The following is a 19,387-nucleotide window of genomic DNA, read 5'->3' as shown; positions in this document are numbered from 1 at the left end:
CCAGGGAAAAACCCGTGATTCGCGAGATCCTCAAGATGGGTGACGAGCGCCTGCTTCGCATCGCGCCGCCCGTTCCTTCCGGGATGATCGGCTCGGCCGAGCTCGAGGCCCTCATCCAGGACATGTTCGACACCATGTACGACGCGGGTGGCGTCGGCTTGGCCGCGCCCCAGGTCGGGGTCGACCTGCAACTGGTGATCTTCGGTTTCGACAGCAGTGAGCGCTACCCCGATGCGCCACCGGTGCCGCAGACCATCCTGCTCAACCCGGAGATCACGCCCCTCTCGCAGGATATGGAGGAGGCCTGGGAGGGTTGCCTGTCCGTGCCGGGACTGCGCGGTGCCGTGAACCGCTACTCGTTGATCCGCTACCAGGGCATCGATCCGAAGGGCTCGCCCATCGACCGTACCGCCGAGGGCTTCCATGCCCGCGTGGTACAGCATGAGTGCGATCACCTGATCGGTCGTCTCTATCCCTCGCGCATCACCGACTTCACGAAGTTCGGCTTCACCGAGGTGCTGTTCCCCGGCATGGATATGGGGGATGACTGAGATTTTTCGGAGTTACTCGGCGTCCGCCAGTGCTTCGATGATGACCAGCAGGGCCTTGCGGCGCTCTTTCGGCAGGCGGCTGACGAGCCCCACCAGTCGCAATTGCTCGCGAGAATCCGCACGGTAAAGGGCGGGACTTTCGCGCACGCCGGTGGCGCCGTTCGGAGAACCGCGGCCGGTGGCCAGCCATTCGAAATTGACGCCGAACCGCGTCGCCATGTCGATCTGGCGCTCCAGTTCGGGCAAGCCGAGGTCGCTGAGCCATTTGCGAGCCGTTTCCCGGCTGACGTCGAAAAGGTCGGCAAGCTGGGTGATGCGGCCGCGGCCTTTCTTCACGCCGGCCATGTCCAGCGCGACATGCAGGCGTTGGGAAAAACCTCGGTTAATAGGTGGCATGACAACTCCGGTGGAACGCTGTGGCGCTTCTAGCCCGGTATTGTTCGATAGCGCGGAGCGGCAGCGTAAGCCTTTTGCAGTTGCTAAATCGTACAATTTGCGACTGCTTTTGGTTTTGCTACTCAAATACGGAACAAGTTGACCGATTTTCTCATTTCGTCGGCCGCTCGATGTGCTAGGTCGGCAAAGTCGGGACCGGCGCTAGCGTAGAGGATGGCGCGCGAGGAGGAAATCATCAGGCCTGTTCCGTCGGCCGTCTTGCCGTTAACCATCACCGCTTTCACGTCGCCGCCCTGGGCACCGATGCCCGGCACCAGCAGCGGCATGTCGCCCACCACCCGGCGCACGCGGCCCAGCTCTTCCGGCCAGGTCGCGCCTGTGACCAGCGCGCAGTTGCCGTTTCCGTTCCAGTCGCGCGCGATGGTCTCGGCCACGCGGATGTAGAGCGGCTCGCCGCCACAGTCGAGTGCCTGGAAATCCTTGCCACCCGGATTGGACGTACGGCAAAGCAGGATCACGCCCTTGTCGGCGCGTTCCAGGAACGGAGCGATGGAGTCGTGGCCGAGATAAGGGTTCAGCGTGACCGCGTCGGCGTCGTAGCGGTCGAAGGCCTCCGCCGCGTAGTGCTTGGCCGTCGAACCGATATCGCCACGCTTCGCGTCGAGGATCACCGGGATGCCCGGATGCTTGTCGTGGATATGGGCGATCAGCCGTTCCAGGACGCCTTCCGCGCGTTGCGCGGCGAAGTGGGCGATCTGCGGTTTATACGCGCAGACCAGGCCGGCGGTGGCGTCGACGATGTCGCGGCAGAAGGTGAAGATGCCTTCGTTGCCCGAGAGCCCGGCGGGCAGGCGGCCCGGCTCGGGATCGAGGCCGACGCAGACCAGGGAATCGTTGCGACGCCAGGCGTCCTTCAGGGCGGTCATGAAGTTCATGGGCGACTTCGCTTGTTCATGGATGCACGGGCAGGCACCTGTCAGGAGGTGCCTGCCTCGCAGGACGCCGGTTTTGTCAGACCAGCTTCTTGTACTTCACGCGCTTCGGACCGGCATCGTCGCCCATGCGGCGCTTCTTGTCGGCTTCGTACTCGTTGTAGTTGCCCGGGAAGAACTCGACGTGCGAATCGCCTTCGAACGAGATGATGTGCGTGGCGATGCGGTCGAGGAACCAACGGTCATGCGAGATGACCACCGCGCAGCCCGGGAATTCGAGCAGGGCGTCTTCCAGTGCGCGCAGCGTCTCGACGTCCAGATCGTTGGACGGTTCGTCGAGCAGCAGCACGTTGCCGCCCTGGAGCAGGGTCTTGGCCATGTGCAGGCGGCCACGCTCACCGCCGGACAACTGGCCGACGATCTTCTGCTGGTCGGTGCCCTTGAAGTTGAAGCGGCCGATGTACGCGCGCGACTGGATTTCAAAGTTGCCGATCGTAAGGATGTCCGAGCCGCCCGAGACTTCCTGCCAGACGTTGTTTTTCGGGTCGAGCGCGTCGCGCGACTGGTCGACGTAGGCGAGCTTGACCGTGTGGCCCAGCTTTACCTCGCCGCTGTCCGGCGTTTCCTTGCCCATGATCATCTTCATCATGGTGGACTTGCCGGCACCGTTCGGGCCGATCACGCCGACGATGGCGCCCGGCGGGATCTTGAACGAGAGATCCTCGATCAGCACGCGGTCACCGAACGACTTCGTGACGTTCTTGAACTCGATCACTTCCTGGCCCAGGCGCTCACCCGGCGGAATGAAGATCTCGTTGGTTTCGTTGCGGCGCTGGTACTCGACCGAGTTCAGCTCCTCGAAGCGGTTGAGACGGGCCTTGCCCTTCGACTGGCGGCCCTTGGCCGCCGAGCGCACCCACTCCAGTTCCTTCTTGATCGCCTTCTGGCGCGATTTTTCCTGGTTGGCTTCCTGCGCGAGCCGCTGGTCCTTCTGCTCCAGCCACTCGGTGTAGTTGCCCTTCCAGGGAATGCCACGACCGCGATCGAGTTCGAGGATCCATTCGGCGGCGTTATCGAGGAAGTAGCGGTCATGGGTGACGGCCACCACGGTGCCCGGGTAGTCGTGCAGGAAGGTTTCCAGCCAGTCGACCGACTCCGCATCCAGATGGTTGGTCGGCTCGTCGAGCAGGAGCATGTCCGGCTTGGACAGCAGCAGGCGGCAGAGCGCGACGCGGCGCTTCTCGCCACCGGACAGCGGGCCGATCTTCGCATCCCACGGCGGCAGGCGCAGCGCGTCGGCCGCGACTTCGAGCTGGCGCTCCAGGGCGTGGGCGTCGTTGGCGGCCAGGATGCCCTCCAGGGCCTCCTGCTCCTTGGCCAGCTTGTCGAAATCGGCGCCTTCCTCGGCATAGGCCGCGTAGACCTCCTCGAGGCGCTTCTGGGCGTCGAGCACTTCCGAGACGCCTTCCTCGACCGCTTCGCGAACGGTCTTGCTCGGATCGAGATCCGGTTCCTGGGCGAGATACCCGATCTTGGTGCCCGGATTGGCGCGCGCCTCACCCTGGAAGTCGGTGTCGACGCCGGCCATGATCCGCAGGACCGTGGACTTGCCCGCGCCGTTGATACCCAGCAGGCCGATCTTGGCGCCGGGGAAGAACGACAGCGAGATGTCCTTGATGATCTGGCGCTTCGGGGGGACGATCTTGCTCACCCCGTTCATGGTGTAGATGTATTGCATGGACGCTCCGTAAGGCACAGCCGCGCCCCCGGCTGGATGCCGGGTGGGCAAACCCCAATTGTACCGCGTCCGGCCGGCCCATGCCCCGTTCCGCCCGGCCTTCGTCCGGGTCGCGAAAACGGGCGGGGGAGGGGCTTCCCCTCCCCCTGGCACCGTTACAACGCGCCGTGGGCGATGTAGTCGCGGATTCGTGCCCGGTTCTTGTCCGAGTACACATAGCAGTGCGAGCGGAACGGTGAGTGGTTTCCATACATGTTCGTCTCGCACCACCAGCCGCCATAACGAATTTCCGCATCTTCGTGCAGCGCCCCGAGCGTGTGGCCAAGTTCGTGGGCGATGATGCTGTAGCCCCCTGCCTTCGATGCGATGGCTTCACTCTTGTTCCGGAGCGCGACGCCCGAAAGGCCGGGCGATATCTCGTTCTTGGTGAACAGCAGGTACTTGTCCTTGTGGGTACGCCGGAAGCCCTGTTTCTCCACCAGTTTGGCCACCACGCTCGTCCAGCGCGTGATGGAGGCGCTGCCCCCGTATTTTATGTCGGTCACCCCTCGTATCCGGCCGACGACGTCGACCTTGATAGCCTGGTCGGGCACGATCTTCTCCCTGAGTTCAGCGAGCCACCAGGACAGGTAGTCGCGGTACAGGTCGTGCCCGTCGACGATGTCGGTATCGTCGTGCACGAAGATGTTGATCGTGAGCGGATCGTCTTTCGCCGCGCGCTCCGGAAACGCGACATGTACCGTCCCCGTGCCGCTCGAACCCTGGGCGATGGGGTCCGGTTGGCCGGAGTATTCGATGGGGTCCGCCCCCGAGCGGGTCACATGCTCGGTCTCGTCCGTTCCAAGGGTGAAGCCCCGTGTGTCGAGATTGTCGTCACGCAGCATCGTCACGTCCACGTGGTCGGCGCGGCGGGAGACGACCGCCCGGGCACCGTCGACGCGCGCATCGAACATGTCGATGGTATCGCCGTTGGGCATCCGGATGTCCACGGCCATCCGCGAAAGCAACGTCAGTGCCCCAGCTTCGCTTTCGCCGATATCGTGTTCGTTGTCACGGGGAAGGAGGATCGTTTGCGGCAGCCCCGCGGCAAGAGCCCGGTCGAACCGCGCGACGACGGAGGTCTCGTCGACCGGCCCATCCGTGGCGATCGACGGCGACATGGCGCAACTCGCGCCGAGAACCGCGATGGTGCGCAGCATGGTCATCGGATGTTTCATGTGGTTTTCCCTGGCTTATTTCGGTAACCCTCATTTTGTCCGCCCGCTGGTGTGTCCCAAACCAGCGCGATGAGGCGCTGGCGTGTATGTGGGACGGTGTGTCGGGACAGGGTTATCCGGCTAGCCGAGTAGTCCGTGCGCCGATCCCTTCAGATCGCCGCGCACAGGGCCAGGATCGGTCGTGCCGTGCGTGGGATGAACGCGAGCATCAATCCTCCGACCACCGACTGTGCCCGATGAACCCTTCGCCCGTCCTGACGTAGTCGTCGATCAGGCTCATGTTCGCGCGCGAGTACACGTAGCAGTTCGAGCGCAGGACAAGACTGGGCGCATACATGTTCGTCTCGCACCACCAGCCCTGGTAGCGCACTTCCGCCCGCTCGTGCTTCGCTCCCAGCAGGTGTCCGAGCTGGTGGGCGACTTCCGGGTACCTCCCGTCGAGCGACGCCATGCCATCGAACCCTTTCTGCCACGAGCGCCCATAGCGATCGGGTTCGACCATGCCTTTGGTGACGAGCAGGAACTTGTGGCGGTAGGTACGCGGGATGTCTCGTTCGCTGGCGTAGCGTTCCATTGCGTCGGACCAGTCGTGGAGCGTGCCAAGGTAGCCGTAGCGGACGTCCGTGACGCCGGCAATGTCCCGGCTGTAGAGAACGTCGACCACTCTTCCGGGCGCGATCCTGCGCTGGAAATCGGCGAGCCACCAGGCGACGTAACCCGCATGGATGTGATGCGAGTACGTGCCGCGGGTGTCGTCGTGAAGCATCAGGTGGAAGGTGAGGCGATTGGGCTTCAGTTCTTCCGCGGCGTCGGGAGTGGCGGGGGGTGCGGGCGGGGAGGCTTTCACCGCCGTTCGCGCGGACCGGTCACGCGGATCGCCTGCCAGGGCTTCATGCTCGACCTCGTCGCTCCCCTCGGTATAGCCCGTGATGTCGATGCCCGAGCGGGTGACTGACGTGATGTCGAGGTGGCCGCGCGATCGGGTCACAACGGCCCTGGTGCCACGCCACATACCATCGTATGTGACGCCATGCGTCCCGTCGGCGAAGACGACATCGCCTTCGAGCCTGCCTTCGATGTGCAGGTCGTCGTCGCCGCGGGTCTGACCTGACCTCAACCCGGTCAACTGCAACCGCGCGGGTAGACCTTGTGCGATCGCCGCGTCGAACCTTGCGACGGCGGTCGCATTGGTGCTTTCCGCCGGCGATGTCGGTTCGTGACGCGCGGCTTGCGCACTGAACGCCGCGCAGCAGGCAAGCACCATCGAAGTACTCAGGATCGCGCGGGAGTGTGTCTTGCGGTTGTGGTTGGGCATGGTTCGTCCTTGGGGCCGGGTGGAGGTGTTGCGGTCGTGATGGATGCGCGCGAGGCCGCCCAGTATTCGCGATGCATCGGTTGTCGCTTGCAGTCTCCGTCCACGCGAATTCGTAGGCGTCGAACGTGGAATCTTCGGATAGCCTTCACGGTCACGCCTCCGCGGGTAATGTGTCGACCATGCTTCAATGCCGCGGCGCTCGCGGATCGTCGCAACCGCGGGACCGAAGGGGCGCCCCACCGCGCCCCTCGTGCGCTCATCGGGGACGGCGGTAGTCCATCAGACGACGTATACGGTCGACATTAGGCAGGCTGTAGGCCTTGCACAGCACGGTGGGATCTACCGGGTACATGATGGTGTCGCAGGTGGAGAAGGGGCCGGTGAATCGCCGCTCCGCGTTTCCATGCGAGGCATTCAGCATGTGGCCGATTTCATGGGCGGGCACGGCGATGCTGCCTACGGTGCTAGCCATGGCATACGAACCGGGCTGCCCATTCGCGATGCCGGCGGCGCCCGGCTCTACCGATTTTCCATTCACCAGGAGGATGTCGCGGCTGTGCATGATGGTCGAGGGTGGGGCGAGTTCGGGATGGAGGTATTCACGTGCCACATCTATCCACTGGGACAGCGCACCCTTGTGACCGTACGAGGGCTGGGTCACCCCTGGAATGTTCCGGCGAAGATGAACATGGACGCGCCGATCCTCCAGCACGTCGAACTCCATGCGCTTGATCCACCAACCGAAGAACCGCGCAAAGATGTCGTCGTCGTTGAGACGCACGTCGTCGTGCACGAAAGCAAATATGTGCAGGTCCCGGGAATCCTCTTCATCCGCGGGGTCGTCCGCGAGATCCTCCACGCTCTCATGTGCGGGCTCCTCGTCGATCGCTCCCTGTGGCGCCCCGCCATTCACCGGCAAGGCATCCTCGGTCGGATCTTCCGCACCTGTCTTGAACGCGGTGGAGCGCAGCATCTGGTCATCGATCGACGTGATGTGCAGGTTTGTTCCGTGGCGCAGCGCCACCGCGTCGCGACCACGGAATTGAACATCGTAAAGTTCCACGGGGCTGGCGTCGGAGTAGGTGGAGTGGCTCTCAATCCGGCGGCGCACAACGAGTTCGTCGTGCGCGGGTGTCGTGGCCAGGGTCTGTGCGGGGTCGCGCGCGCCGATTGAGATGACGGCAGGGAGACCTGCGGCCACCGCGGTGTCGAAGCGGCCCGGCACGTCGGGCGCCGGGTTGTGGGTCGCCGCGGAGACCGCCAGCGGGGAAAGGCTGGCAAGAGCCAGCCCAAGGCAAAGCCGGCGCAGCCGGCCGCTATCCATGGTTCTCATGGGATTCCTTTCAGTTTGGGGACGGGCGTGGGTGCCCGCAGGTAGCCTACGTTCGCGTGCCGTGATCCGCTACGCAGAAGGAAACGGGCGCGGGTACCGCCTACGCCATCAAGCGGCATACGCCCGCGTATGTGCCGTCCCTTGCCGCTAAATACCCCGATTCAGGCGGGTGGTGGCCGCAAACTGCCGCTAACGCTACACTTTCGGTCTTCTTTCCCCACCCGTTCCCATGAGGTCGAGATGTTCCCGAAGGATGCAACGATCGCCGGCTATGACGACGAACTCGCCAAGGCCATCGCCGACGAGACCCGTCGCCAGGAAGATCACGTCGAGCTGATCGCCTCGGAGAACTACGCCAGCCCCCGCGTCATGGAAGCCCAGGGCTCCTCGCTGACCAACAAGTACGCCGAGGGCTACCCCGGCAAGCGCTACTACGGTGGCTGCGAGTACGTGGACATCGCCGAGAAGCTGGCGATCGACCGCCTGAAGAAGTTGTTCGGCGCCGACTATGCGAATGTCCAGCCGCACTCCGGTTCGCAGGCCAACCAGGCGGTGTACTTCGCCCTGCTGCAGCCGGGCGACACCATCCTGGGCATGAGCCTAGCGCACGGCGGCCACCTCACCCACGGAGCCAAGGTCAACCTCTCGGGCAAGATCTTCAACGCCGTGCAGTACGGCATCGATCCGGACACGGGCCTGGTGAACTACGACGAGATCGAGAAACTCGCCGTCGAACACAAGCCGAAAATGATTGTCGCCGGCTTCTCCGCGTATTCGCAGGTGCTCGACTGGGCGCGCTTCCGCGCCATCGCCGACAAGGTCGGTGCCTACCTGTTCGTGGACATGGCGCACGTCGCCGGCCTCGTGGCCACGGGGCATTACCCGAACCCCATCGACCATGCGCACGTGGTCACGTCCACCACGCACAAGACCCTGCGCGGCCCGCGCGGCGGCATCATCGTCGCCAAGGGGCTTGGCGAGGAGTTGGAAAAGAAACTGCAGTCCATCGTCTTCCCGGGCATCCAGGGCGGACCGCTGATGCACGTCATCGCGGCCAAGGCCGTGGCCTTCAAGGAAGCGCTGGAACCCGCCTTCAAGGAATACCAGGCCCAGGTGGTCAAGAACGCCAAGGCGATGGCGAAGACCTTCATGGAGCGTGGCTACAAGATCGTTTCCGGCGGCACGGAAAACCACCTCATGCTGATCGACCTGATCGGCCGCGACGTCACCGGCAAGGACGCGGAAGCCGCGCTCGGCAAGGCGCACATCACGGTGAACAAGAACGCGGTGCCGAACGACCCGCGTTCGCCCTTCGTCACCTCGGGGCTGCGCGTGGGCACGCCCGCGATCACCACCCGTGGTTACAAGGAAGCCGACGCCATCGAGCTGACCCAGTGGATCTGCGACGTGCTCGATGCACCGGCCGACGCCGCCGTCATCGCCTCGGTGCGCGACAAGGTCACCGCGCAGTGCGCCAGGTTCCCGGTGTACGGCTGATCGATGCATTGTCCGTTCTGCCAGCATGAAGACACGCGCGTCATCGATTCCCGTCTCACCGAAGACGGGAGCACGGTGCGCCGCCGTCGCGAATGCCCGCAGTGCGGTGAGCGCTTCAATACCTTCGAGACGGCCGAGCTGAAATTGCCGGCCATCGTGAAGTCCGGCGACCGGCGCGAGCCTTTCGACGAGCATAAGCTGCGGGTCAGCTTCGAGCGCGCCTTGCAGAAGCGCCCGGTCGCGAGCGACGCGGTCGATACCGCGATGCGCGCGGTAATCAACGATCTGCGCCGCATGGGCGAACGCGAAGTCCCCTCGCGCCAGGTCGGTGAACTGGTGATGCGTGAGCTGAAGAAGCTCGACCAGGTGGCCTACGTGCGTTTCGCCTCGGTCTACCGGCGTTTCGAAGACGTCCACGCCTTCCGCGAGGAGATCGAGAAGCTGGAACGTGACCTGCCGTCGCTCGAAGGCCTGCAACTGCCGCTGCTCGACGCGGCGCGGCGAGGGCGCAAACCCTGATGTCGCGGCCGTTCTTTCCGGCCATGGACCATGTCCACATGGCCCATGCCCTGCGTCTGGCCGAATGCGGATTGCATACCACCCAGCCCAATCCCCGGGTCGGCTGTGTCATCGCGCGCGGCGAGACGGTACTCGGTACCGGATGGCACCAGCGGGCCGGCGAGCCGCACGCGGAGGTGTTCGCGTTGCGCGAAGCGGGTGAAGCCGCGCGCGGCGCCACCGCCTACGTCACCCTTGAACCTTGCGCGCACTTCGGACGCACGCCTCCGTGCGCCGATGCCTTGATCGCCGCGGGCATCGGCCGGGTGGTGATCGCGCACGAGGATCCCTTCGACAAGGTCGCTGGGGCCGGCATCGAGAAGCTCCGCGCCGCCGGAATCGGCGTGCAGGTAGGCCTCATGTGCGACGCAGCGCACGAGCTCAACATCGGCTTCTTCAGTCGCATCCAGCGCGGACGGCCCTGGGTGCGCGTCAAATTGGCGATGAGCCTCGACGGTCGCACCGCGCTCGCCGACGGTTCGTCGAAGTGGATCACGGGTGAGGCCGCGCGAGCCGATGTACAGCGCTGGCGTGCCCGTGCCTCGGCGATCCTCTCCGCCAGCGGCACGGTGCTCGCCGACGACCCCCACCTCACCGTACGCCTGCCCGGCGACGAACGTTTCGTGCCGCCACTGCGCGCGATCCTCGACACGCGGCTGCGCACGCCGGCGCACGCCCATGTGCTCGACGAAGCGGCACCGACGGTGCTGTTCCACGCGGAAAACGCCTTCGTGCCCGTGCATCTTGCCGGTGTCCAGCGTGCCGTCATCCGCGAGGACGATGGCGGCGGCCTGGACCTGCGTGCCGCGCTCCATTGGCTCGCCCAGCGCGATGTCAACGAAGTGCACGTGGAAGCCGGACCGGCGTTGTGCGGTGCACTGCTCGCGGCCGGGCTCGCTGACGAACTGCTGGTCTATATCGCGCCCGTCCTGCTCGGCCATACGGCACGACCGATGCTGACCCTGCCTCCGCTGGACGACATGGCCTCGCGCTGGAAGCTCGACGCCGTCGACCGCCGCCAGGTCGGCGACGACACCCGTCTTCTGCTGCGCCCCACCGTCCAGCGAGGGTCCGCCGAGGTGGGCCGATAGCCGTGGCGCCGCTGACGCACGTTCGCTGGGGCATCGTCGGTTGCGGCGCCGTCACCGAGGTGAAAAGCGGTCCCGCATTTTCGAAGGTGCCGGATTCGTCGCTGGTGGCCGTCATGCGTCGCGATGCCGGCAAGGCGCGTGATTACGCGGAACGGCATGGCGTGCCGCGCTGGTACGACGATGCGCGCGCCTTGATCGCGGATGCGGAGGTCGATGCGGTCTATGTCGCCACGCCGCCTTCCAGTCACCGCGAGTACGCCTTGATGGCGATCGCGGCCGGCAAGCCGGTGTACGTCGAGAAGCCGATGGCCGTGGACCACGCGGAGTGCGAGGACATCATCGCGGCGGGCGAAGCCGCCGGCGTGCCGGTGTTCGTGGCGTATTACCGTCGCATGCTTCCGCGCTTCCGCACCATCGCCCGCCTGCTCGGCGAAGGCGCCATCGGCACGCCACGCATCGTCCAGGTCCTGCTCCACCAGCCGCTCGATGCACGTTACCGCGATCGGGCCAATCTGCCGTGGCGGTTGCGCCCGGAGATCTCGGGCGGCGGCATCTTCGTCGATATCGGTTGCCACACGCTGGATATCCTCGATTTCCTGCTCGGTCCCATCGTCGACGCGCGTGGCATGACGTCCAACCAGATGGACGTCTATCCGGCCGAAGATACCGTGGCGATGGCGTTCCGCTTCGACAGCGGCGTGCTCGGTACCGGCCTGTGGAACTTCGGCGCCGATCGGCGCGAGGATCGCGTGGAGATCGTCGGCGACCGCGGCCGGCTCATCTTCGCCACCTTTGGCGACGACCCGATCCGGCTCGAGTCCGGCGGGCGTATCGAGGACATCCGCGTCGCCAATCCCGAACACATCCAGCAACCGCTGATCGAGAGCATCGTGGCGGAGCTGACAGGGCGGGGCACGTGTCCGTCGACAGCCCGCACCGGTGCGCGCACCAGCTGGGTGATGGACCAGGTGCTGCGGGGCTGATTCCTGTGGGAGCCGATCCCTGAAGGAACCTGCTTGGTGGGAGCCCACCTTGCCGGCGATCCCGCGGCAGCGGGCCAGATTATGGCAAGCACCCATCGCCGCTGAAGCGGCTCCCACAACAGCGAAACTCGCCGCTATCGAGGTTGAGTAGACCGGCAAGGTTGATGAGTAGACCAGCAAGGTTGATGAGTAGACCAGCAAGGTTGATGAGTAGACCGGGTGGGACTGGACCCTGTGGGAGCCGGCTTTGCCGGCGATCCCGCGGCAGCGGGCAGGGTCATGGCAAGCACCCATCGCCGCTGAAGTGGCTTCCACAACAGCGAAGTCGCCGCTATCGAGTTGTCATTGGACCGTGCGGCCCCATGTTATCCTGCGCCGGCTGAGGTCCCTTGGGACAGCAGCCTCCACAGCGTCTTCAGGGCGGGGCGAAACTCCCCACCGGCGGTAGGTTTCCGCGAGGAAACGAGCCCGCGAGCGCTTCCGGTCCGCCGGGAGGTCAGCAGATCCGGTCCGATGCCGGAGCCGACGGTCACAGTCCGGATGAAAGAAGACGGCGTCGTGCGCTCCTTGACGAGCGCGTGCCGCCATGCGCCTTGGGGCGTTTTTCGCTCACCACCGCGGGAAACGTTTCATGAAAACCCAGCTTCGCCCCGTCGCCTCCTTCCAGGGAGGCCACTGACATGTTCACTGGCATCATCCAGGCCGTCGGCCGTATCGCACGGCTGGAACCGCGTGGCGGTGACGTCCGTCTCACAGTGGATGCATCCGGACTCGACATGGCCGACGTCGCCCTCGGCGACAGCATCGCCGTTTCCGGTGTCTGCCTCACCGTGATCGATTTCGACGCGGCCAGCTTCGCCGCCGACGTCTCCAACGAAACCCTTTCCCACACCACGCTCGGCAAGCACAAGGCCGGCGATCCGGTGAACCTGGAGAAGGCGCTTCGCCTGGCCGACCGTCTCGGCGGCCACCTCGTCTCCGGCCATGTCGATGGCACGGGCAAGGTGGTGTCGGTGCTGCCCGACGGGCGATCACAGCGCTGGGCGTTCGAGGTTCCCACCGACCTGGCGCGCTACATCGCCCACAAGGGCTCGGTGTGCATCGACGGCACGAGCCTCACCGTGAACGAAGTCACCGGCAACCGCTTCGGGGTCAACCTTATCCCCCATACGGTGGCACATACGGCATTCTCGGCGCGGCGTCCCGGCGATCCCGTGAACATCGAGGTGGACGTGGTCGCCCGGTATGTCGAACGCCTGCTTTCCAGCGGCGACAGTCCGCGCCTCGACGAGGCCTTCCTGAAGCAGCATGGCTTCGCCTGAGGAAACCCGCGACATGTCATTCAACACCATCCCTGAGATCCTCGAGGACCTGCGCAATGGCCGCATGGTCGTGATCCTCGACGACGAGGATCGCGAGAACGAAGGCGACATCGTGATGGCCGCCGAGAAGGTGCGGCCGGAAGACGTCAACTTCATGGTCCGCGAGGCCCGTGGCCTGCTCTGCCTCACCCTCACCGAACAGCGCACGCGCCAGCTTGGCCTCAGACCGATGGTCAGCGACAACAGTTCGCCATACCACACCAATTTCACCGTCTCGATCGAGGCAGCCGAAGGTGTCACCACCGGCATCTCGGCGCACGACCGCGCGCGCACCATCCAGGTGGCGGTGGCGAAGGAGGCCAAGCCCGCCGACATCACCATGCCCGGACACATCTTTCCGCTGACCGCGCAGCCGGGCGGCGTGCTGACCCGCGCGGGGCACACCGAAGCCGGCTGCGACCTCGCGGCGCTGGCCGGCCTCGAACCCACTTCCGTCCTGATCGAGATCCTGCACGACGACGGCTCGATGGCCCGCCGCCCCGAACTCGAAGTGTTCGCCGCGAAGCACGGGCTGAAGATCGGCACCATCGCCGACCTGATCCGCTATCGCCTGGAGACGGAGAAGACGGTCGAGCGTGTCCATGAGGAAGACGTGGAGACGGAGTTCGGCGCATTCCGCCTGGTCGCCTTTCGTGACCAGATCCGCCATGGACTGCATTTCGCCCTGGTCCGCGGCGACGTGGCCGACGGCGAGCCGGTACTGACGCGCGTGCACGTGCGGAACACGCTGTCCGATGTGCTGCACCTGAAGCGCGACGACCTCGGCCAGACCGTGACCGACGCGTTGCGCCGCATCGACGCGGAGCGGCGCGGCGTCTTGCTGGTGCTTTCCGGCGAGGATACCCCCGAGGCGTTGCTGGCGCGGCTCAAGCGCGACCATGCACCGATGCCGCCGCCGAAGGACGACCAGGAATGGCGTCAGCTGGGCCTGGGCGCACAGATCCTCGCCGAGCTCGGGGTGACCCGCCTGCGTGTGATGGGCACGCCGCGCAAGTTCGTCGGCATCGCGGGTTTCGGCCTGGAAGTCGTCGAGCAGGCGGGCTGAGGCGAGGCCTCGGGTTGCGAAACGACGCCTCACCGCTTATTGCTAGCCCTTTCCCCGACGACGCCTCGCATGCCGCCCAGCTATGACATCCGCCTGATCGCCCCCTCCGGCTATCCACACAATCCAGACGCCATGCGACGCGGCGTCGCCCGCCTCGAAGCGGCGGGTCACCGGGTCACGGGCAAGGAAGTCCTGGCGCGGCGCGACCTGCGTTTCGCCGGTACCGATGCCGAGCGTGCGGCCGACCTGGATGCGTTCGCCGATCCGGCCCGCCCGCTGCCGGACATCGGCCTGGCGATCCGTGGCGGCTACGGAGCCCATCCGCTGTTGCCGATGCTCGACTACGAAGGCATCGGCGCCCGGCTGCGCGGTGCACCCATCGCCCTGGTCGGGCACAGTGATTTCACCGCCCTGCAGTGCGCCCTGTATGCGAAAAGCGGCGTCGTCACCCTCGGCGGGCCCATGCTCGGGGCGGATTTCGGCGCGAGCGAACTCGATGCCCTCACCTGGGACCATTTCTGGCACACGCTGGCCAGCGACGAGGTCCATGCCGAATGGGTCGCCCCGCTGACCGAGGACACGACCGCCAGCGGCACGCTATGGGGCGGTAACCTGGCCATGCTCGCCGGCCTGGCCGGTTCGCCCTACTTTCCGGCGATCGAGGGCGGCCTGCTCTTCGTCGAGGACGTGGCCGAGCCTCCGTACCGGGTGGAACGCATGCTCTACCACTTGCTCCATGCCGGCGTGCTGGGCGCGCAAAAGGCCTTGCTGGTGGGCGACTTCACCAGCTACCGCGTTTCCGAATACGACAACGGTTACGACCTCGACGTGGCGCTGGAACGCATCGCCGCGGTGGCGGGCATCCCTGTGGTCCGAGGGCTGCCGTTCGGCCATGGGCCGGCCAAACTCACGTTGCCGTTCGGGGCGCCGGGCCGCCTCGCCGTCGCCGCCGGACGCGCCACGCTCGATTTCACCGGCCACCCCAGGCCGAAAACCCCGTAAAATGTCCGGTCGCGCGGCGGCCGATTCGCCACAGGATTACCTTGCATGAAGATCATCGAAGGCGATTTCGCCACTCCCAAGGGCCGTTTCGCCATCGTGGCCGGCCGCTTCAACGCATTCGTCGTGGAGCCGCTCGTCCAGGGCGCGCGTGACACGCTGGTCCGCCACGGCGTGAAAGACGACGCCATCGACCTGATCCGCGTACCCGGCGCATGGGAAATCGCGCAGGCCGCCTACAAGGTCGCCGGTTCGGGCAACTACGCCGCCGTGCTCGGCCTGGGCGCGGTGATCCGGGGCTCCACGCCGCACTTCGACTACGTCGCCGGCGAAGCCGCCAAGGGCCTCGGCCAGGCCGCCTATGCCTCGGGCGTGCCCGTGTGCTTTGGCGTGTTGACCACCGACAGCATCGAGCAGGCCATCGAGCGGGCCGGCACCAAGGCGGGCAACAAGGGCGCCGACGCGGCCATGGTCGCCATCGAGATGGTCAACCTCTACACGAAGCTCGGGAAATGAGCAGCAACCCTCCGCATGGCATCGATCTGGCCGCGCGCTCGCGCGCCCGCCGCCGCGCCCTCCAGGCGCTTTATGCCTGGCAGGTCGGTGGCAGCAAGATGGCCAGCGTCATCGAGCAGTTCCGCCACGAGCAGGACATGGAAGTGGCCGACCTCGAATACTTCGAGGACATCCTGCGCGGCGTGGAGCAGCACGTGAAGGAGCTCGACGACGGCATCAAGCCCTTCGTCGATCGCGAGGTCGCGCAGATCGATCCGATCGAGCGTGCGGCGCTGCGCATGGGTGCCTACGAACTGAAGTACCGCCCGGACGTACCCTATCGCGTCGTCATCAACGAGGCGGTGGAGGCCACTAAGCGTTTCGGCGCCGACCATGGCCACAGCTATGTGAACGGCGTGCTAGACAAACTCGCGACGCATTGGCGTACCGCCGAAAAGCGATCCTGATCCAGGCGCCGCGATTCCCGCGCGCTTTCTTCCCCAAGGGAAACGCATGGAATTCGACCTGATCGAACGTATCCGCCGGCATACGGAAGTCCATCGCGACGACGTGATCGAAGGCATCGGTGACGATGCCGCCGTCGTCGCGGTGCCCACCGGCCGCGAGCTGGCCATCGCCGTCGACACCCTCGTCGAAGGGGTGCATTTCCCGCCTGGCACGTCTGCGGCCGACATCGGCTGGAAGGCGCTGGCGGTGAATCTTTCCGATCTCGCCGCCATGGGCGCCACGCCAGCGTGGGCCTTGCTGGCGCTTACGACGCCCGGGGGCGACGAGACCTTCTTCGATGGCCTGGCCAGCGGTTTCGCCGAACTGGCCACGCCGTACCGGCTCGCTCTCATTGGCGGCGACACCACGCGCGGTCCCCTGACCGTGACGGTTGCCGTGCATGGTTTCACGACGCCGGGCGGGGCCTTGCTTCGTTCGGGCGCACGCGTGGGCGACGTGGTCATGGTCACCGGTACGCTGGGCGATGCGGCCGCCGGCCTGCGTTGCCTTGCCGAGGCGGACGCCTCGCCCTATGCCGTCCTGGTCGATCGGCTCAACCGGCCGACGCCACGCGTTTCGGCCGGGCAGGCGCTGCGCGGTATCGCTACCGCCTGCATCGATATCTCCGATGGACTCGTCGCCGACCTGGGCCATATCTGTACGGCCAGCGGCGTGGGTATCGACATCGAGGCCCCGTTGTTGCCGCGCTCGTCGGCGTTGCTCACCCATTTCGCGGAAGCCGACGCGCTGGATTTCGCGCTCGGCGGTGGCGACGATTACGAACTCTGCTTCACCGTGCCGGCCGATCGCGCGGGCGAACTGTCGAGCACGATGGCGCGCCTCGGCTGCGGTGCCACGCGGATCGGCCGCGTCGTGGAAGGCAGCGGCGTGCGCGTGCTCGACGAGCGCGGCGGCGTGCATGAGCCATCGCGCATCGGCTGGAACCATTTCGCCGCATGAGCACGAAGTATGTCCTCGATCCCGCCGATCGACGCCGCCTGCTCGCTTCACCGGCAGGATGGATCGCCTGCGGTTTCGGCTCCGGCCTGACACCGAAGGCGCAGGGGACGTTCGGTTCCCTGGCGGCGATCCTTCCATGGTTGCTTCTGCGCGACCTGCCGTTATCCGCCTGGATCGCCATCATCGCGGTGGCCTTCGGCATCGGCGTATGGGCTTGCGATGTCGCCGGCCGCCTCCTCGGCGTGGCCGATCATCGCAGCCTGGTCTGGGATGAATTCGTCGGCCAATGGATCGCCTTGCTGCCGGCGCTGTTCGCGCCATGGTGGGCGGTGGCGGTGGGCTTCGTCCTGTTCCGCGTATTCGACGTGTGGAAGCCGTGGCCGATCGCCTGGTTCGACCGGCGTGTGAAAGGGGGGCTCGGCGTCATGCTGGATGACGTGATCGCGGGTATCGTTGCCGCCATCGTGTTGTTCGCGATCCTCCATTTCACCCGTTAGGAATTCGCCATGGAATACCGCCGCCTCGGTTCTACCGGCCTCAAGGTCTCCGCACTTTCCTACGGTGCCTGGGTGACCTTCGGCCGGCAGGTCGGCCGCTCGCAGGCGCGCGAACTCATCGCGCTGGCGTATGACCATGGCGTCAATTTCTTCGACAACGCGGAAACGTACAACGCCGGCGAAGCCGAACGCCTGATGGGCGACGTCATCGCCGACCTGCGCCTGCCGCGCGATGCGTACACCGTGTCGAGCAAGGTGTACTTCGGTGCGAGCGAGCAACCGAAACCGACCCAGCGCGGGCTCTCGCGCAAGCATGTGTTCGATGCCTGCCACCAGGCCCTCGAGCGCCTGCGCGTCGATTACCTCGACATGTACTTCTGTCACCGTGCCGACCCGGATACCCCGGTGGAAGAGACGGTCCTGGCGATGGACACCCTGATTCGCCAGGGCAAGGTGATGTATTGGGGTACCAGCGAGTGGCCGGCGGCCGCGATCGAGGAAGCGCACCGCGTGGCACGCGAGCGGAACCTCGTCGCGCCGTCGATGGAGCAACCGCAGTACAACCTGCTGCACCGTAAACGATTCGAGCGGGAATATGCGCCGCTGTACGAACGCTACGGCATGGGCACCACCATATGGTCGCCGTTGGCCTCGGGTCTGCTCACTGGCAAGTACAACGATGGCGTGCCGGACGATTCGCGGCTCGGCCATCCCGACAATGGCTGGTTGCGCGAAGCCTTGCTGGAAGACGACGGCGCGCGCCTGAAGACCGTACGCGCGCTCGCGCCGATCGCGGCCGACCTGGGCCTTCCGCTTGCACGCTTCGCGCTGGCCTGGTGCCTGAAGAATCCGCACGTCTCGACGGTGATCCTCGGTGCGAGCAAGACCTCGCAGCTGGAAGAAAACCTCAAGGCCCTGGGTGCCGTGGCACTCCTCGATGACTCGGTCATGCGTCGGATCGAAACGGCCCTGGCGTAATCCCGGACCACCGCTGCCGCTGCACCACAGCCCTGTGGGAGCCGCTTCAGCGGCGATCCCGCGGCAGCGGGCAATCTCGCCGCGAGCACGCATCGCCGCTGAAGCGGCTCCCACAACGGCAGCGTTTCTAGACGTCGCCGTACAGCGCCTGTAACGAAGCGATGGCGGCTAGCCCGGCTGTTTCGGTTCGCAGAATGCGCGGACCCAGCTTCAATCCCATGAAGCCGTTCGCAGTCAGTGCCGCGCGATCGCGTTCGCCGAAGCCGCCTTCCGGACCGATGGCGAGGATCGCCGCATCAGTGAGGGCAAGCTCGTTCGGACGCTTGCTGCCTTCCGGGAGCAGGGCCAGGCGCATCGGGCCGCCGCTGCCTAGTGTGGCGAGCCATGCCGATAGCGGCAACGCCGCATCGATCGTGGGCACGCGCGCCCGGCCGGATTGCTCGCACGCGCTGGCGGCCACCGCGCGCCAATGGACGAGGCGTTTTTCCGCGCGCGCCGGATCGAGCTTCACCTCCGATCGTTCGGTGAGGATGGGCACGATGCGGGCGATGCCGAGCTCGGTCGCTTTCTGCACGATGAAATCCATCTTTTCGCCGCGGGCGACGCCCTGGGCGAGCGTGAGCGCCAGAGGGGACTCGTTGGCGACGATACGGCCGGGGCCGACCGACGCGACCACCTCGCGTTTGCCCACGCCGACGAGGGTGGCGTCGTACTCCATGCCATCGTCGCCGGAGAACAGCACCACGGGGGCGCCCACGTCCAGTCGCAACACGCGGGCCACGTGCTCTCCCGCCTGGGCGGGGAGGGTGATCTCCCGGCCGGCGGCCAGGGCAAGGTCGACGTGGATGCGTATGGTGCGCATGATGTGTCTCGTGTCACGGAATGTGCATTGTAGCCAGCCGCACGGCCCGCT

The 19,387-nt window shown here is 65.9% G+C and carries 20 protein-coding genes and 1 riboswitch; of the genes, 13 read left to right on the top strand and 7 right to left on the bottom strand.

The annotated features are described in order from the left end of the window. The first annotated feature begins 14 nt into the window (after positions 1-14). Entirely contained in the window at positions 15-551 is a 537-nt protein-coding gene (gene def / locus ACN9M2_RS15185; RefSeq protein ID WP_426285475.1) for a peptide deformylase, read from the top strand. A gap of 12 nt (positions 552-563) precedes the next feature. Here the strand turns inward: def and ACN9M2_RS15180 are convergent, their stop codons facing one another. The 6 genes from ACN9M2_RS15180 to ACN9M2_RS15155 form a co-directional block, all read right to left on the bottom strand. After that, the gene (locus ACN9M2_RS15180) at positions 564-947 is read right to left on the bottom strand and encodes a hypothetical protein (RefSeq protein WP_029213475.1); all 384 of its coding nucleotides are present in this window, start codon (positions 945-947) and stop codon (positions 564-566) included. Between the two features lie 122 nt (positions 948-1,069). Next, entirely contained in the window at positions 1,070-1,882 is an 813-nt protein-coding gene (gene pyrF, locus ACN9M2_RS15175) for an orotidine-5'-phosphate decarboxylase (RefSeq protein WP_426285474.1), read from the bottom strand. A gap of 76 nt (positions 1,883-1,958) precedes the next feature. Then, positions 1,959-3,617 carry an energy-dependent translational throttle protein EttA gene (gene ettA / locus ACN9M2_RS15170; RefSeq protein ID WP_426285473.1) on the bottom strand — a complete coding sequence of 553 codons (1,659 nt, stop codon included), beginning with the start codon at positions 3,615-3,617 and terminating at the stop codon, positions 1,959-1,961. Positions 3,618-3,772: 155 nt separating this feature from the next. Further along, complete coding sequence (locus ACN9M2_RS15165; protein WP_426285472.1) at positions 3,773-4,834, bottom strand: reprolysin-like metallopeptidase; 1,062 nt, start codon at positions 4,832-4,834, stop codon at positions 3,773-3,775. A 208-nt stretch (positions 4,835-5,042) separates the two neighbouring features. Next, on the bottom strand, positions 5,043-6,149 hold the full coding sequence (locus ACN9M2_RS15160) for a hypothetical protein (protein ID WP_426285471.1): 1,107 nt from the start codon (positions 6,147-6,149) through the stop codon (positions 5,043-5,045). A 256-nt stretch (positions 6,150-6,405) separates the two neighbouring features. Then, the gene (locus tag ACN9M2_RS15155) at positions 6,406-7,482 is read right to left on the bottom strand and encodes a hypothetical protein (RefSeq protein ID WP_426285470.1); all 1,077 of its coding nucleotides are present in this window, start codon (positions 7,480-7,482) and stop codon (positions 6,406-6,408) included. Positions 7,483-7,722: 240 nt separating this feature from the next. Here ACN9M2_RS15155 and glyA point away from each other — a divergent pair, with 240 nt between their 5' ends. From glyA to ACN9M2_RS15095, 12 genes are all read left to right on the top strand, one after another. Then, a complete protein-coding gene (gene glyA / locus ACN9M2_RS15150; RefSeq protein ID WP_426285469.1) occupies positions 7,723-8,979 on the top strand; it encodes a serine hydroxymethyltransferase in 1,257 nt (418 codons plus the stop codon). Positions 8,980-8,982: 3 nt separating this feature from the next. Next, the gene (gene nrdR / locus ACN9M2_RS15145; protein ID WP_306849690.1) at positions 8,983-9,498 is read left to right on the top strand and encodes a transcriptional regulator NrdR; all 516 of its coding nucleotides are present in this window, start codon (positions 8,983-8,985) and stop codon (positions 9,496-9,498) included. A gap of 38 nt (positions 9,499-9,536) precedes the next feature. Further along, positions 9,537-10,628: a bifunctional diaminohydroxyphosphoribosylaminopyrimidine deaminase/5-amino-6-(5-phosphoribosylamino)uracil reductase RibD gene (ribD, locus tag ACN9M2_RS15140; RefSeq protein ID WP_426285468.1), complete on the top strand. Its 1,092-nt coding sequence runs from the start codon at positions 9,537-9,539 to the stop codon at positions 10,626-10,628. Beyond that, positions 10,625-11,611, top strand: a complete 987-nt coding sequence (locus tag ACN9M2_RS15135; protein WP_426287935.1) for a Gfo/Idh/MocA family protein — start codon at positions 10,625-10,627, stop codon at positions 11,609-11,611. The genes ribD and ACN9M2_RS15135 overlap by 4 nt, the downstream gene beginning before the upstream one ends. A 407-nt stretch (positions 11,612-12,018) precedes the next feature. Continuing rightward, a riboswitch (FMN riboswitch) is annotated at positions 12,019-12,167 on the top strand. A gap of 124 nt (positions 12,168-12,291) precedes the next feature. After that, positions 12,292-12,933, top strand: a complete 642-nt coding sequence (locus ACN9M2_RS15130; protein ID WP_426285467.1) for a riboflavin synthase — start codon at positions 12,292-12,294, stop codon at positions 12,931-12,933. A gap of 13 nt (positions 12,934-12,946) precedes the next feature. Continuing rightward, positions 12,947-14,038, top strand: coding sequence for a bifunctional 3,4-dihydroxy-2-butanone-4-phosphate synthase/GTP cyclohydrolase II (gene ribBA, locus ACN9M2_RS15125; protein ID WP_426285466.1), 1,092 nt, complete (start codon positions 12,947-12,949; stop codon positions 14,036-14,038). Positions 14,039-14,107: 69 nt separating this feature from the next. After that, positions 14,108-15,040 (top strand): muramoyltetrapeptide carboxypeptidase, encoded by a 933-nt coding sequence (ldcA, locus tag ACN9M2_RS15120; RefSeq protein WP_426285465.1) that lies wholly within the window; start codon positions 14,108-14,110, stop codon positions 15,038-15,040. A 45-nt stretch (positions 15,041-15,085) separates the two neighbouring features. Beyond that, positions 15,086-15,553: a 6,7-dimethyl-8-ribityllumazine synthase gene (ribH, locus tag ACN9M2_RS15115; RefSeq protein WP_306849701.1), complete on the top strand. Its 468-nt coding sequence runs from the start codon at positions 15,086-15,088 to the stop codon at positions 15,551-15,553. After that, the gene (nusB, locus tag ACN9M2_RS15110) at positions 15,550-15,999 is read left to right on the top strand and encodes a transcription antitermination factor NusB (protein WP_306849703.1); all 450 of its coding nucleotides are present in this window, start codon (positions 15,550-15,552) and stop codon (positions 15,997-15,999) included. The genes ribH and nusB overlap by 4 nt, the downstream gene beginning before the upstream one ends. A 46-nt stretch (positions 16,000-16,045) precedes the next feature. Continuing rightward, positions 16,046-16,999 (top strand): thiamine-phosphate kinase, encoded by a 954-nt coding sequence (thiL, locus tag ACN9M2_RS15105; protein ID WP_426285464.1) that lies wholly within the window; start codon positions 16,046-16,048, stop codon positions 16,997-16,999. Continuing rightward, positions 16,996-17,496, top strand: a complete 501-nt coding sequence (locus ACN9M2_RS15100) for a phosphatidylglycerophosphatase A family protein (protein ID WP_426285463.1) — start codon at positions 16,996-16,998, stop codon at positions 17,494-17,496. Before thiL ends, ACN9M2_RS15100 begins: the two co-directional genes overlap by 4 nt. A 9-nt stretch (positions 17,497-17,505) precedes the next feature. Continuing rightward, positions 17,506-18,474 (top strand): potassium channel beta subunit family protein, encoded by a 969-nt coding sequence (locus tag ACN9M2_RS15095; RefSeq protein ID WP_426285462.1) that lies wholly within the window; start codon positions 17,506-17,508, stop codon positions 18,472-18,474. A 127-nt stretch (positions 18,475-18,601) separates the two neighbouring features. On the opposite strand, the gene ACN9M2_RS15090 is transcribed toward ACN9M2_RS15095, so the two are convergent. Then, positions 18,602-19,336, bottom strand: coding sequence for a 16S rRNA (uracil(1498)-N(3))-methyltransferase (locus ACN9M2_RS15090; RefSeq protein WP_426285461.1), 735 nt, complete (start codon positions 19,334-19,336; stop codon positions 18,602-18,604). Positions 19,337-19,387: the final 51 nt, after the last annotated feature.

Source organism: Luteibacter sp. E-22 (genome assembly GCF_049913125.1).
Classification (GTDB): Bacteria; Pseudomonadota; Gammaproteobacteria; order Xanthomonadales; family Rhodanobacteraceae; genus Luteibacter.
The sequence above is the reverse complement of the archived record's forward strand: the minus strand, read 5'-3'. Positions and strand labels throughout refer to the sequence as shown.